12 protein-coding genes, 1 pseudogene and 1 CRISPR repeat array are annotated in these 14,934 nt (G+C 42.5%); of the genes and pseudogenes, 5 read left to right on the top strand and 8 right to left on the bottom strand.

Features of this window, described 5'->3' with window-relative positions:
* Nucleotides 1–104 precede the first annotated feature (104 nt).
* From V7K15_RS26770 to V7K15_RS26760, 3 genes are all read left to right on the top strand, one after another.
* Nucleotides 105–1,292, top strand: coding sequence for a glycosyltransferase family 4 protein (locus V7K15_RS26770; RefSeq protein ID WP_334910503.1), 1,188 nt, complete (start codon nt 105–107; stop codon nt 1,290–1,292).
* 136 nt (nt 1,293–1,428) lie between these two features.
* The gene (locus tag V7K15_RS26765) at nt 1,429–1,866 is read left to right on the top strand and encodes a DUF6918 family protein (RefSeq protein WP_334910501.1); all 438 of its coding nucleotides are present in this window, start codon (nt 1,429–1,431) and stop codon (nt 1,864–1,866) included.
* A 189-nt stretch (nt 1,867–2,055) separates the two neighbouring features.
* Nucleotides 2,056–2,970, top strand: coding sequence for a M23 family metallopeptidase (locus tag V7K15_RS26760; protein ID WP_334910499.1), 915 nt, complete (start codon nt 2,056–2,058; stop codon nt 2,968–2,970).
* A gap of 382 nt (nt 2,971–3,352) precedes the next feature.
* Nucleotides 3,353–3,824: a CRISPR direct-repeat array (repeat unit 40 nt; unit sequence TAGTTTCAATCCCTAATAGGGATTTTAGTTGATTGCGATT).
* 247 nt (nt 3,825–4,071) lie between these two features.
* Here V7K15_RS26760 and V7K15_RS26755 read toward each other — a convergent pair.
* The 3 genes from V7K15_RS26755 to V7K15_RS26745 all read right to left on the bottom strand — a co-directional run bounded on the left by V7K15_RS26755 (nt 4,072) and on the right by V7K15_RS26745 (nt 6,404).
* Nucleotides 4,072–4,842, bottom strand: a complete 771-nt coding sequence (locus tag V7K15_RS26755; protein ID WP_334910497.1) for a circadian clock KaiB family protein — start codon at nt 4,840–4,842, stop codon at nt 4,072–4,074.
* Nucleotides 4,843–4,847: 5 nt separating this feature from the next.
* Nucleotides 4,848–5,039, bottom strand: a complete 192-nt coding sequence (locus V7K15_RS26750) for a hypothetical protein (RefSeq protein ID WP_334910495.1) — start codon at nt 5,037–5,039, stop codon at nt 4,848–4,850.
* Between the two features lie 93 nt (nt 5,040–5,132).
* On the bottom strand, nt 5,133–6,404 hold the full coding sequence (locus tag V7K15_RS26745; RefSeq protein ID WP_334910493.1) for a type IV pilus twitching motility protein PilT: 1,272 nt from the start codon (nt 6,402–6,404) through the stop codon (nt 5,133–5,135).
* Between the two features lie 731 nt (nt 6,405–7,135).
* Here V7K15_RS26745 and V7K15_RS26740 point away from each other — a divergent pair.
* Together V7K15_RS26740 and wecB are read left to right on the top strand one after the other, a co-directional pair.
* Complete coding sequence (locus V7K15_RS26740) at nt 7,136–7,507, top strand: hypothetical protein (RefSeq protein ID WP_334910642.1); 372 nt, start codon at nt 7,136–7,138, stop codon at nt 7,505–7,507.
* A gap of 274 nt (nt 7,508–7,781) precedes the next feature.
* Nucleotides 7,782–8,912, top strand: a complete 1,131-nt coding sequence (wecB, locus tag V7K15_RS26735) for a non-hydrolyzing UDP-N-acetylglucosamine 2-epimerase (protein WP_334910491.1) — start codon at nt 7,782–7,784, stop codon at nt 8,910–8,912.
* 332 nt (nt 8,913–9,244) lie between these two features.
* On the opposite strand, the gene V7K15_RS26730 is transcribed toward wecB, so the two are convergent.
* The 5 genes and pseudogenes from V7K15_RS26730 to nrdJ all read right to left on the bottom strand — a co-directional run.
* Nucleotides 9,245–9,913: a peptidoglycan-binding domain-containing protein gene (locus V7K15_RS26730; protein WP_334910489.1), complete on the bottom strand. Its 669-nt coding sequence runs from the start codon at nt 9,911–9,913 to the stop codon at nt 9,245–9,247.
* A gap of 564 nt (nt 9,914–10,477) precedes the next feature.
* Entirely contained in the window at nt 10,478–10,888 is a 411-nt protein-coding gene (locus V7K15_RS26725; RefSeq protein ID WP_334910487.1) for a response regulator, read from the bottom strand.
* Between the two features lie 152 nt (nt 10,889–11,040).
* Nucleotides 11,041–11,778, bottom strand: coding sequence for a Crp/Fnr family transcriptional regulator (locus V7K15_RS26720; RefSeq protein WP_334910485.1), 738 nt, complete (start codon nt 11,776–11,778; stop codon nt 11,041–11,043).
* A 394-nt stretch (nt 11,779–12,172) separates the two neighbouring features.
* Nucleotides 12,173–13,195, bottom strand: a complete 1,023-nt coding sequence (locus V7K15_RS26715; RefSeq protein ID WP_334910484.1) for a zinc-dependent alcohol dehydrogenase family protein — start codon at nt 13,193–13,195, stop codon at nt 12,173–12,175.
* 405 nt (nt 13,196–13,600) lie between these two features.
* A pseudogene (gene nrdJ / locus V7K15_RS26710) lies at nt 13,601–14,674 on the bottom strand (ribonucleoside-triphosphate reductase, adenosylcobalamin-dependent); the annotation flags it as partial.
* Nucleotides 14,675–14,934: the final 260 nt, after the last annotated feature.

Below are 14,934 nucleotides of genomic sequence, written 5' to 3'. Positions count from 1 at the left end.
AAAATTTAAAATTTTAGTAAACATACTCACTGCATTCAGCATCATTATATTTTTAGATGAATGTAGTTTATTAAATATTTGTAACGTGTCGGGGAGTGTAGTAGATGAAGATACTGGTACTGAGTTGGGAGTTTCCGCCAAGGATTGTTGGGGGAATTGCACGGCATGTAGCGGAGTTGTACCCGGAACTGGTAAAGCTAGGGCATGAAGTCCACCTGATTACGGCAGAGTTTGGTCAGGCGTCGATGTATGAAGTAGTTGAAGGAGTAAAGGTGCATCGGGTGCCAGTCGGCCATAGTAACGACTTTTTCCACTGGGTAGTCAATCTCAACCTGAGTATGGGAGAACACGGTGGTAAATTGATCTTGGAGGAAGGTGCCTTTGATTTAATTCATGCTCATGATTGGTTAGTCGGAGATGCCGCGATCGCACTCAAGCATAATTTTAAAATACCACTAATTGCCACAATTCACGCTACAGAATACGGACGCTATAACGGTATTAATACAAGCATCCAAGGCTATATTAATGGCAAAGAAACCTTGCTGGCTTACAACGCTTGGCGGATTATTGTTTGTAGCGACTATATGCGCCAAGAAGTAGAACGAGCGCTACACAGTCCTTGGGACAAAATTGATGTCATTTATAACGGTATTCGAGCCGAAAAGAAACAGCATCACGTAGATTTTCATGCTCTGGATTTTCGCCGCCAATTTGCCACAGACGATGAGAAAATCGTTTATTACCTCGGTCGCATGACCTATGAAAAAGGTGTATCTATATTACTTCATGCCGCACCGAAGATCCTTTCTCAAATGGGAGGTAATGTTAAAATTGTGATCGTTGGTGGTGGTAATACTGACCATCTGAAGCGCCAAGCTTGGGATTTAGGAATTTGGCATCATTGCTATTTTACAGGTTTTCTCTCCGATGAATACTTAGATAAATTCCAAACTGTCGCTGACTGTGCCGTTTTTCCGAGTTTGTACGAACCCTTTGGGATTGTGGCTTTAGAAAGCTTTGCTTCTCGTGTTCCTGTAGTAGTTTCTGATACTGGTGGTTTCCCAGAAGTGGTTCAACATACCAAAACAGGCATAGTTACTTGGGTGAACAATCCCGATTCTTTAGCTTGGGGAATTTTGGAAGTATTCAAAAATCCAGGTTATCGGCAATGGCTGGTGGATAATGCTTATGAGGATTTAGAGCGGCGCTTTAGCTGGCCGAAATTAGCCAAGCAAACAGAGGAAGTTTATCAGCGAGTTGTGCAAGAGAAAAGGCAAATTGCGTGGTAAGACAGAACCCCGACTTCTTCAAGAAGCCGGGATCTAAACGGTAACAAGTTTAATCTAGTAGTACTTTTCTGTAATTTCCTGGTTGCTAATAAAAATAGTCGAATATAAATTAAGTACTTAGATAAGGAAAAGTGAAATGGGACTTAGCGACGGACTTTTGAACCCGACCAAAAAGGCGATGGTCATAGATGACTGTTGCAAAATGATAGAAGGACAGCTTGCATCCAAGTCAGGTATGAGCGGACTCGCTTTGAAAACTGCCTTCGCCGCCCTAAAGGGGGTTAAGCCAGGGTATATCTCCTACGTCGTTGAGCAGATCCTGCCGCAGTGCTTCACCGCACTTGATCCCGTCTGGAATGAAGGCGTAGAGAAAGGCAATCCAATTGAACACCTGAGTACAAATCGCTCTTATACAGCAGACGCGCTACTCGGTGTCACCGATGCCAGAGTCAAGAAAGCAAAACGCCAAATCGTGCGCGGAACCTATGAAAAACTTCGCGGTTCCGCCAAAAAACACGTAGAAGAAGCAGTGCCAGATTTAGCAAAATTAATCAGTAATTACACTCAAGTCTGAGCCAGAAGGTAAAAATTATAATAAACGTATGCCGCCGTTCGATGCGTCGGTGGCTGGCATACGGGGCAGATATTATATCGTGTCCGATTACATACTTTTTAATTTAATTTCCTGATATATACCGAGTAAGTTTGAAACAACAAATAATCAGAAACCATCTGAATTATTGTTTTAATCGGCTTACAACTTATGAAAAAAGTTACCGTTTCTCAATACCGTACTTATGGACTAATTGGGTTAATATCCTTAATTGGCGTATTAAGTACAACTACATCCGCTCTAACACAGTTAGCAAGTGATTCCCCAATTGGGCAAACTCCTATCCCTGCTTCTAACTTAATCTGGCCGACACAAGGGTTTATTTCTCAAGGCTTCCACAAATATAAACATGAAGGAATTGATATTGCCGGGGCATCTGGAACTCCTATTGTTGCTGCTGCATCCGGTATAGTTGTAAAAGCAAGTTGGGATGATTGGGGATTAGGTAATGCCATAACTATTAAACATCTTGACGGCAGCGTTACTGTTTATGGTCACAATCGCCGTTTGTTGGTGAGCAAGGGTCAACAGGTCATTCAAGGTCAAATTATTGCCGAGATGGGATCTACAGGCAATAGTACAGCACCTCATCTGCATTTTGAAGTTCATCCAAATGGTCTAATAGCAGTTGACCCCCTTCATCTGTTGACATCCTTAACTGCAAGTGTTGGTTCTGGTTCTAGAGTTCAGCAAGTGAATAACCCGAATCGCCCAGTCTCGCCACCCCCAGTAGCAAAGCAAGTTTCACCTTCACAGCCAATTTCAATAGATTTTGCACCTGTTAGCACTGATCCTAAATGCAATGGAGTTACGATCATTGAGGGTCAGACTGCAAGTATTCGTGTAAAAGTCTGTGAAGAAAATGGTCAGTTATTTTATATTGGGCAGTTAAAGCGAGACTCAAGCAAGCCTATAAAGATAGCAGCTTTGAATATTGGTAAAGGCAGATATCGAGCAGATAATGGGAGTTTTTATTATTTAGTTAGCCCTGAAAAAGTGGAAGTTTGGCGAAATGGCAGTAAGATACGTTCTGACAGTTTTTATAGTTTAACGAAATCGCCATAAAGTCCACAATTATATAATAGACATCTCCAGAAATTAAATATGCGTTATCCAGAACCCTTGTAGAGACGTAGCACTGCTACGTCTCTACATCCATTTTCTTTTCCTTTGTCTAATGTCCGCTAAATTACTTGTGATATGTCATTGCGAACGGAACAGAATCAAGTGAAGCGATCGCTAGGGTTTTGGGATTGCTTCTCTACGAGACACTCCGCGATCGCTTCGCTCACTATGACAACATTTTAGTTACAGCTATTTTGAGCTAAATAGACCACGCGGTAGGGGCACAGCAATGCTGTGCTCCTACGATACATGTGGTTCAAATACATGAAAACTGCTGTAATTGCAAATTCTCATCAACAATTGCATCTGTTCTTTGACTTCCCCGTTTCAATCCCTAATAGGGATTTTAGTTGATTGCGATTTGGTGCCGTGTCAGGATGGATTTTCTGGTGGATAGTTTCAATCCCTAATAGGGATTTTAGTTGATTGCGATTCAAGTATTGATTTAGCTAGCCATGTTCTAGCTAGTTTCAATCCCTAATAGGGATTTTAGTTGATTGCGATTGCAACCTTTTTGGCTTGTCTTTGGTAGTTCTTAGTTTCAATCCCTAATAGGGATTTTAGTTGATTGCGATTATCACTGGAATAATTAGTTCCCGCATTCTTTTTAGTTTCAATCCCTAATAGGGATTTTAGTTGATTGCGATGTGAGCTTAAGTCTTTTCCGGCAGATGGTTATATTAAGTTTCAATCCCTAATAGGGATTTTAGTTGATTGCGATCATTTTTTGATACTAACTCTAAAGGTAATCTTGATGTTTCAATCCCTAATAGGGATTTTAGTTGATTGCGATCGCAGGCATCTGAAAGCGGTGTGTTATTTGGTTTTCAAGGTTCAATAGCGCGAATGCAAAAATCATAACATCAAGAGTGGCAATTGTGCAAGATGTAAATAGCTGAAAGTCAGTCTAGATAAGGTGCGCGGATACTTTAAAGATGCTACAACCCTCAACTCCTTGCATATAGTGCAATCTAGCCATTTTTGTAGTTACCCTTCCCCAACACCTACGCATTCGCGCACTTGGCAAAAAAACTAGTCTGATTACTTAAAATTTTCCTTAGCGGCTAACATCTGTAAAATCTTCTCTACATGATCCAACTCTCCAACGATTCGCCGAATTGGGTGAGGCCAAACTTTGACAAGGGTAGGAGTTGCCGAAACCTGATTGAGTTCTGCTTGTTCTGGATGAGTTAAAACATCAATCACCTTCAAAGTATAAGGATGTCCGAGCGATCGCTCTAATAATTCGTGTAAATTTTGGAGAATGCGTTCAGTAGTACTGCTATGTCCGGCAACAAACAAGCGGAGAACATAGCCTTGTGTGATCACTTCCTTTTTTTGGACTATAACTGGTTGGTGGTATTTTGGCACAGGTTCAGAAAGGTCTAGACGGACAATTAAATCGTGATCTTCCCAAAGCTGCGGGAATGAGGAACGATAAGTAGTTAATACCATGCGATCGCACAACCCCTCCTGCCAGGGAGCTGCTTGCCATACTAACTCCCCTGTGCCAAAAATGGCATTAAGCAAAGCTTGATGTCTAATGACAGCCGGATAAGCTTCAGCAAAAGTTCGCACTTGTTGAGTGCGCGGATCTAACCAGTGGTCAATAGTCGCAGTATAACAAGGCACTAAAAAGTGCGGCGGCTCTGGCAAATCTAGGATTTCTTGCAAAGCCGAACACAAATGCAAGTGCCATCGACCTTGCTTGCTAGGGTCGATGCAATAAATTAAATCTCCTCCAGGTGTAAATAGCGCAATGCCTTTAAACAACTGGGGTGTAGATAGTTTGTTTGTCGTCAAGTTATTCACAGAGGCTAGGAAGCTAAAAGTAAAAAATTCTCTCTTTTACCTTTTACCTTAGCTATAACCTCAACCAGGAACACAAAGATATTTAGGATTGGGCATTGGGCATTGGTTATTCCTTGGCGAAAGCGCCAAGCTTGGAACCAGCGAGCTGCATTAATTGGGCATTGGGCATTGGGCATTGGGCATTGGGCATTGGGCATTGGGCATTGGGCATTGGTATATTCTCCTCATACCCCCACTCCCTAGTACAGACACGATTAATCGCGTCTCTCCCGACTCCCCAGCCCCAAATCTTAAACTCGACCTCGGAGGAACTGCGCCATTTCGTTAGGAGTTGGTGACATTTCTAAAGCAGTTTCTTCAGTAATGCGACCAGCTTGATAGAGATTGAGCAACGACTGATTCATCGTAATCATGCCGTCAAAGCCAGCTTGTTTCATCAACTCGCCAATTTCATCATACTTACCGTCTTTGATCCATTCTTTAATAGCCTCAGTATTAATCAGCACATCATGGAAAGCAGCCCGCTTACCGTCAGTTGTGCGACACAAACCTTGAGCAATTACTGCCACTAAAGACTCAGAAATTGCCACCCGCATTGCATCCTGTTCGTCACCAGAGAAGAGATTGAGAATCCGCTCAATGGTTTTAACAGCGCTATTGGTGTGCAGGGTTCCCATAACTAAGTGACCAGTCTGAGCGGCTTTTAAGGCGGTGTTAACTGTTTCCTTATCCCGCATTTCCCCCACCAGAATCAAATCTGGGTCTTCCCGCAAAGCTGCTTTCAAAGCGTTGTCAAATTTCCGGGTATGCATTCCCACTTCCCGTTGTTTAATTAAAGACTTGCGGCTTTGATGGACAAATTCTATCGGGTCTTCAATGGTGATGATATGCTTGGCCATTTCCTTATTGATGTAGTCAACCATCGCTGCCATTGTGGTGGACTTACCAGAACCAGTCGGACCAGTCACCAAAATTAAACCTTTGTGGTAATGACAAATATCCCGAAAAATTGGGGGTAAATTCAACTGTTCCATAGTTAAGATTTTCAGTGGAATCAACCGCAACACCATTGCAGGCCCTTTGAGGGAGCCAAAAACATTAATCCGCACGCGAGCAAAGTCATACTGAGTTGCTCCGTCAAATTCTAAGGTTTCTTCAAAGCGCTGAATTTCTCCCTCAGTCATCACCTCCCGCAACCAATTCATGAAAGTTTCTTTATCTGTTTCTGGATAATCCGTTGATTGAATTTCTCCTCGGCTGCGGAAGCGGGGTACTTCACCTACACCCAGATGCAAGTCAGAATATCCTTGATCGTAAGCTAGCCTGATTAACTGGGCTAAAGTCAGTTGTGGAATGCTGTTTTGAGGGCGAACTGAAGTAGGTATTGGCGGTGGACTAACCGGACGATGACCTACAACAGGTGCGGTGGCGCTCCTATCCATTGACATATCCATTGTTTGTGTCATCTGCCGTTGCGTGCTAGAGGGTGGCGGTGGCGGCATTGGTGGCAGGTTACGTCCGGCAGGAGAGTTAGAATTTAACGGAGACTGTGATTCTGTCATATATCTTAATATTTGGCAGTTAAAAAGTTGAATTAGCGAGAAGTCAACTCACTTGCTTCGATGACTTTTGCCGGATGCTTGCGTGCAAGCCCCGGCGGGATCGGAGGCGATTGAAACTCGTGAACCACGGTCAATCCATTTTATCCACCTTAGGTTGTATCTTTTTTTTACTAAAATTCTACTACTCAGAAAATTGAGAGAAATTATTTAAGCTATCCATCCTGGTTTAACACACATAGGGACTTAAAACGCAGCAGTAAATATACATAGATTTTTAGTAAATTATAATACTTCTGCTTAAACATGAATATTCTCAGGATTTAGATGAGAAATTTATCCCAGATATGGACACGAATTGCCAGCAATTAACAGCACAAACACTAGCAGATCATTTATTCAGCCCATCGATCAATTATGAGAACAACTACTAGTTTTTATAAGAAATGTTAAGTTCAATCAGAGCAATATCCTGGGGATCAAGGTTAAAAGCTCATACCTTTTAGGTTCTATACCTGAAGAGGGATGCATAAAATAAGTTTTTTTAATAAACATGGACTTGACTTTAGAATCATAATTATAAAAAATTAACTGTAAAGTTTAGTAAATAAATGCTCATTTTCCCGATTAGTTTTTATATACTGAATTTCACTGAGAAAGAAAATCAGTTAACTCGCCAAATGCGAGATATGGCTGAAGTTAAAATTTGCTCTATATTTTTGGGAGGAAAAGTCATGGTTTCTGCTCAAAGCTCTAATCTAGGAAAGACCTACTCCTTGTTGGTGATTAAAAGCTTTTTGATATGGACTTTTACATTGGGAGTGTGCTTGTTGGTTGTCGGTTTTCCATTAGTTGTTTTGATGGCTACGGTGGGATGTCTGTTGTCGATTGTCTTGCAATCTGTGATGCCTGTTAGTGCTGTTTTACTTGTAGCAGGTGCTTTAATCATGTTTAATGTCATCGCAGTTGTATTGGCTGCGGGTGTCCTAACTCTTAAAGGAGTTCATCCTAATCAAATCAAATGGTTAAGCTGGCTGCATGGAGAAGGAGACCAAATGCAGACTACTGTTTATGCTGCTTGCCCTTTAACTTGTGAGATTAAGTAGTCATTACAGGTGAATTCAAAAAACAGTGCGTCTGCCCGGTTAAGCCGGGTTTTTTCATGCTCTTTGTGATTTGAACTTGTCAGATCAAGATATGGTCATTACAGTTGAATTCGAGAAACAATGCATTTGCCCGGTTAAGCTGGGTTTTTTTGATATTTTGTGCCATTTATCCATTTATATTTATGATTTGTGTGATGATTGACCGCCAACTATTGACTATTGACCATAAACCATTGACTATAACCATTGGCAAATGACAGATGACTAATGATAAATGACTAATCAAAAATGCGTTTGCATTATCTTGGGTACTCGTCCAGAAGCGATTAAACTAGCTCCAGTAATTCAGGTTTTCCAGAAGTATTCCGGTTTTGAGTTGCAAGTAATTCTAACTGGACAGCATCGGGAGATGGTTGAGCAAGTTATGCAACTGTTCAACATCAAGGCAGATTATAACTTGGAAATTATGCAGGCTCGGCAATCTCTAAATGATATTACCTGCCGTAGTTTACAAGGCTTAGAAGCGTTATTCCAGGAGAAAAAGCCAGATTTAGTGGTGGTGCAGGGAGATACTACCACGGCTTTTGCCGCAGCTTTGGCAGCTTTTTATCAAAAAATCCCTGTCGGTCATGTAGAAGCAGGGTTAAGAACTGATGATATATTCAATCCTTACCCAGAAGAAGCTAATCGGCGGTTGATTTCTCAAATTACTCAGTTGCACTTTGCGCCGACTCCTTGGGCTGTGGAAAACTTGCAGCGTTCTGGTGTTTTGGGTGAAATTCACATGACGGGTAACACGGTAATTGATGCGCTGTTGAATGTAGCTGCAACCCAAGCAGTTTGCAATGTACCAGGCTTAGACTGGGAATCATATCGTGTTTTGTTGGCAACAGTTCATCGGCGGGAGAATTGGGGAGAACCTCTACATGCGATCGCTCAGGGCTTTTTACAAATTTTAGACAAGTTTCCTGATACAGCAATGCTTTTACCATTGCATCGCAATCCAACAGTGCGAGTTCCGTTGCAGGAACTTTTAGGGAATCATCCTCGAATTTTCTTGACAGAACCTCTAGATTATGGTGAGTTGGTGGGAGCAATTGGGCGATCGCATCTTTTGCTGACTGACTCTGGTGGCTTGCAGGAAGAAGCCCCCAGTTTGGGAAAACCAGTGTTGGTTTTGAGAGACACCACCGAAAGACCAGAGGCGATTGCAGCCGGTACAGCTAAACTTGTAGGCACTACGAGTCAGAACATTTTTGCAGCAGCTGCGGAGTTACTCAGTGATCCAGATGCTTATCAAGCAATGGCAAATGCAATTAATCCCTTTGGGGATGGTCATGCAGCAGAGCGCATTTTGCAGATTGTACAAAATTACTTGGGTCTTTCATCAGAAAGATCTACTTAGAAACTTAGATTAAACAAAGATATACTGTCTAGATTTTCGATCCCCCCTAACTCCCCTTAAAAAAGGGGAAACTAGAATCTTTTGCCCCCAATTTGCGGGGGTTGGGGGAGCTAAAACTACGGTAAATTGAGTGTTTGAGCTTACATCTGTTTTCATTTATTTAAACCACACTACTCCCCACTCCCTACTCCCCGTCTCAGCTGCGGTCTATTTACCTGAAAACAGCTGAAGTTGACACCCATGACAGATGTACGCCCCTACCTATGTATATCTTTATCCCAGAATAAAAAAGGTAGAACTTGAAAAGGAGATTTTCAAAGGATGGCTTCTGGCTAAATACCCAAAGCTGATCGAGTTTCGGGGCCTACGACACCATCTACAAGTAGACCTTTACTTGCCTGAAAGCTTCGGACTCGGCTAACAGTTTCTTGACCGTAAATTCCATCAACTGTGAGATTACCTAAAGCTGTTTGAACGTCTCTGACAAGCAGGCCTTTAGAACCAGGAGTAAGAATCACCGAACCGCCAACACCACCCGGTCTAGTCACAGAAGGATTGTTAGGTTTATCACCAATCCATCGGGCAAAAATGTATCTTCCCGTAGAAAGCCTTGCAAAACCGTTTTCATACCTTTCAATCGCTGGAAGTGTTGCGCCATTTGGTACACAGTCCACAGATGAGTAGTTGGCGCTTGGGCCTGTACGGATACGTAAACAACTGCCGTTAGTTTTTACATATGCAGCCGAACTCATTTGAATTTGGGTGACAGCAACAACTAATACACCAACGCCAGCTAAAGCTAACCAAGCTGAAGATTTAAGTAGTTTTTTCCAATTGAATTTAGATTTGCTGCTTCCAGATACCTCTTCTTGAGCAATAATTATCTCGGAAGATTTAAAAAGTTTTTTCCAATTCCATTGAGATTTAGGGGGATTAGATTTGGCATTTCCAGATGCCTCTTCTTGAGCAATAAACATGTGGGAATAAGCAAGATATTCCATAATGCCCTCCTTTATATAAAAAAATGAGTCTTCGCAGAGAATAACCAAGTAATTCTCTGTATTTATTCTTAGTATATTTTATATCACTACTTTTTTACAAATTTTTACTGGTAGCGTATCCAAAGGCGGGCAAGACTTCCCTGCGGGACGCTACGCGTAGCTTGCTTCCCTGGAGGGGTACGGCGTGAGCGCTACTTCTCTACGAGAGGCTGCGCCAACGACGTCGCTACCTCTCTACGAGACGCTCCGCGTAGCTTGTCCTCCGCCAGGAGTACGACTTCGCTCGGCACAAGTCAGTACAAGTCAGTACAAGTCAGTCGAACGCTGCCCACTCCACAAGACTGGATAATTTATTTCTTGGAAATCCCTTACTTTGATGGTAAATAGATCAGCGCTGTAGGGGTAAAGCGCATTGCTTAACCCCTACGACAGATCCGGTTTTCTGGTCTCACATTTAGTATTTTCTGTCAATGCGTAGGTCTTAAAAAGATTCCTGAGAAAATAAATAAAATTTAGTTAAAGCTTTCTTGCTTACTGCCTTCTACCTTATTACATCTAAATATGTCAAACGTATTGTTCGACTCCAGCTAAAGTAGCAACCACAGAAGCTAACTCGTCTAAGTCTATCGGCTTGGATTGGTATATATCATAACCTGCTAATGATGCACGTTTACGGTCTTCGTCGAAAGCAGATGCCGTCAGAGCAATAGCTGGAATCTTTCTCCCTCGCTTTGCTTCCAAATTTCTGGCCTTCAATAGCAGTGAGTAGCCGTCTTCATCTGGTAAATGAATGTCACTAATTAGGACATCTGGTTTAAAAAATGACATTATTTCTAGAGCCTCACCTGCTGAAGCAGCTGTGAGAATCTCTGCTCCGTCTAATTCAAACAGGAAGGTAAGTAATGTTCTCGTATCAGGGTCGTCATCCACAACGAGCAATCGCAGACCTTTAAAAGATATCGACTGATTTAACATTATTCTCACCCCATCTAGCTGAAACACTTGGAGTAGCAATTACATCAAAAGCCACGTATTTGTAAATGGGATTTGATGCCTACTTTACCAAATATTATAGGAACGAACTAGCAAGCGTCTGTCCGGTTTCGGACATAAAATATTAAAATAATTCATCTGCGATCGCGCCTTGGCTGATTCCCCAGTAACCGAGCTAATTCGTTTTGTATAACTCGATAACACTCGCAGGAAGTTGCTTCCAAATCCTCTCGGTTCAAGATGCTAATATGACCACGTTTGTAGCTGATCATTCCGGCTCGGCTCAGGGTGCTAGCCGCTACTGTCACACCGGAGCGCCGTACACCCAGCATCTGGGCGATAAATTCTTGCGTGAGTGGAAAATCCTCTGATTCTAAACGGTCAGAAACTGTGAGAAGCCAACGAGCCAGCCGTTCCTCTAATGTATGAAGACGGTTGCAGGCAACTCCTTGCGCCAGTTCAGTGTATACAGCTTGTACGTAGCACAGCAGCAGCGTTTGAATAGCTCCGCCCCGATTGAACTCGGCTTGAATTATATCTGCATCTATCTGCATTCCAGCGCCCGAAATCTGCACAAACGCTGTTGTGGTTGTGGTCTTGTCTCCTAAAATTACCGGGATACCCACCATGCCTTCATTGCTTACTATCCCAACTTCTGCCGTTGAGCCATCTTCCATTGTGGTGACTATAGAAACCATTGACTTATCAGGAAAATAGACCTGTGTGATCGGTTCGGCTGCTTCGTAAAGGATTTGCTGAACTGAGAGCGTAACTAGCTTTAGATGCGGAACAAGACGCTCATAATCCTTGACTGGTAAAGCCGCGAGCAGCTTATTTGATGGTTGCTGAAACAAGTTTTTATCTAATGACATTAGAAGTCACTCTCTTTAAGGTAGGTGACTTTAGAAAAGCAAACTCAGGGCACGAGGAAAGGATTTAAGGATCTAATCCGAATGGCAAAAGGTGTATTCTCTAAAGGAAGACGGGGAAAATCTAAAAAAGCTTAAATGAAGACACTTTTTCGCGTCTGTGCGGTTCCACACATAGAAACTTAAAAGGAATCAAATCTGCATACTCAATATTAACATTTATTAAAACTTAATTCTCGAATAATCTTAAGACTTTTTGGTATACTAGATTATATTGATTTGTACCAAATCCACTGGCGCGATCGCTACGTGCCACGGTTTGGAAAAAGGGCGTTCGATCCAACTTAGGTAGAAGAAACGGTTGCGATCGCTCAACAGTTAGCAGGAACGAGCATCATTACGAATTACGAATTAGATTAATAACTACTTTCCCGAAGTGAGCCGCACTTTTGAGGTAATGATAAGCTTCCCGCGCTTCAGTGAAGGGGAAAACTCGATCAATAATCGGTTTTATTTGATGCTGTTGCATCGCCTGATTCATCGCCTCAAACATTTCCCGACTGCCAACATAAATTCCCTGAACTATTAAACTCTTAAAAAGTATTGGCATGGGGTCAATCTCATTTCCTCTGCCTGACAATAGGCCAATCAAACTAATACGTCCTCCAATGCGGACTGCTTGTAGTGATTTTGGCAAAGTTCCTGCACCGCCTACCTCAATTACATGATCTACACCTGTGCGATTGGTTAATTGATAAACTTGCTTTTCCCAATCTGGTGTTGTTTTGTAATTGATTGTCTCGTCACCACCAAGCTGTTTCGCTTGTGCCAATTTCTGATCACTGCTGGAAGTAATAATCACTTTAGCACCATGTATCTTGGCAAACTGGAGGGTAAAAATTGAAACTCCCCCAGTACCGAGTAATAAAATACTATCACCTGCGCGAATATTGCCTTTTGTCACTAGTGCATGCCAAGCTGTAACTGCTGCACAGGGTAAAGTTGCACCTTCAATGTATGATAGATAGTCAGGTAATATCACTAAAGCATCTTGGTGTAATACGACGTACTCAGCCAGCATTCCATCGATACCGCCTCCGAGATCGGATTTCATTTTTTCTTTGGTTAAAGAGCCATAAATCCAGTCTGGGAAGAAAGTAGCAGCCACGCGATCGCCTATTTTTACCCGTGTTACACCTTCCCCCACCGCCACGACTTCTCCCGCACCGTCAGACAGGGGAATTAAGGGATATTTCTGTCCTGCACCGTAAGCTCCTTGGGCAACAAGTAGATCACGGTAATTTAGGGATGTTGCTTTGACTTGAATCAGAACTTGTCCCGCAGTTGGTTTTGGTTCGGGGCGATCGACTAATGCCAAAGCATCAATCCCGGCGTTGCTTTGAATTTCGTAAGCTTTCATTGGCGGACTCTTTTTGGCAAAGATCAGATCATAGTGTAAAGAAATTGTCTTGACCCGAAATCCTCAGAAAACCTCACCCTGTTCTAAGGGACATCCCTCTCCTTAGTAAGGAGAGGGAGAGGTTTTGCGTAGCAGAACCAGGGTGAGGTTTCGATTTTTATAGGACTTACGCACAAGTCTACGGAATAACGTAGACGCTTCGGCTTGCCGCAGGCTACCCCAGAGACGCAGAGAAGCCAGTGCGTTGCGGGGGTTCCCCCCGTTATAGCAACTGGCGCGACACAGATAAATCAGAGTTTGAGAGATATTTTGCGTAAGTCCTATTTTATAAAAAGCAGTGGTTAAATGTAATATCAAACCACTGCTTTTTAATAGTGACTATCCGAAGTTGATAGTCATTTCAGCTTATGAGCTTGGTTGCTGATCGGGAAACATACACTTATCAGAGTCACAACCACTAGGGCCAGGCTCTGACATTTCGCCGGAATCATAGCGGCTTAAGACTGCACAGAAATCATCTGTTTTGCGTCGTGCTTTCACTTCTTGAGTCAAGCGATCGTAGGTTGATTTATCTATTGGTTCAAATGGTAAACGGGGGAATGATTGCAAGTCATCAAAACGGGCTAAAAGAGCGGCTGAAATATATCCTTGATCATTCTGGATAGTTTCGTAGATACGCTCTGCCAAAGGTTCGATTTCATCAGAGCGAAGTTCCAAAGTAGCTGATGTGTTGTGAGTCACATACCAACGTTGAACCTGGAGGACAAAATCAAATTGGGCTAAAACTGAAAACTTAGAAACATCGATTTCATCACATCCTGATAAATCAGCCCAAGATACAGAAACAGGGATTTCTACTAACCACTCATTCACCCGTGAATCAAAGGGATCGTTGAGCAAATTACCCTGTTCATCTTTGTCAGATTGAGAGGGAATGACGTTGTAACCATAGTCAATACAAGCTAAGGCTACTGGGTCATTTTTGCCGAAGGTAATGCGGCGAATAAATCTTTGGGCTTTCGGGGGATGCCATCCTGAACTAGCATTAGTTAATAAAGCCTTGGTGCCACTGGGTTGAACTGTGGTACAGCGATTTGGACGTTTGAGATTGTGGCGATCGCAGTAATCCCAAACCACCCGATGTACAATATCTTTCCAGGAACTTAGATATTTTTCTTCCTCACGCTTGAAAGCTAATCCTTGTGGAGTTGCAGGTCTTCCCGCTTCCCACCAGCGCAGCCAATCAACACCAAAAGCATGAACAAAGAAATCAAATAAACCTGTAAAAGAAACTCCCACAATCGGGTCTAATTCACGGCTATATTGATAACGTGGTTCCAGGAATTTGTGATTTAAAAGTGCTGCTACAGATAGCGCCCCAGCAGTGAAAGCTTCCTCCTGTTCTTTGTAGTTATGTGGGTCGATTTGATTCAGGTGAACCTCTGACAAATTGCAGTGAAAATTACTGCCGATGATTTCCAGATTTGTTACCCTAGAGGCTTTTTATCCCCTAGTTCTACTGCTTAATTATTTGCAGTAGCTCCGCGTACCTTTTGCAGATGTGACTTCAGATAATAAAAGTTTTTTCACATCCGCCCCCGCACTCTTGGAGAGATTATATTCTAGACAACAATTTTGGATGTAATCTAGTTTCACTCTCTACGCTGTACGGTGTCAAAGGCTTTTTAGTTCCTTTGATTACCACGGGATTAGCATCTCAGCCTTCCCCGTTTTTGCGA

The sequence above is a fragment of the Nostoc sp. genome (genome assembly GCF_036919815.1).
Classification (GTDB): domain Bacteria; phylum Cyanobacteriota; class Cyanobacteriia; order Cyanobacteriales; family Nostocaceae; genus Nostoc.
Note: the sequence above shows the minus strand (reverse complement) of the source record. Positions and strands in the feature narration are given on the sequence as shown.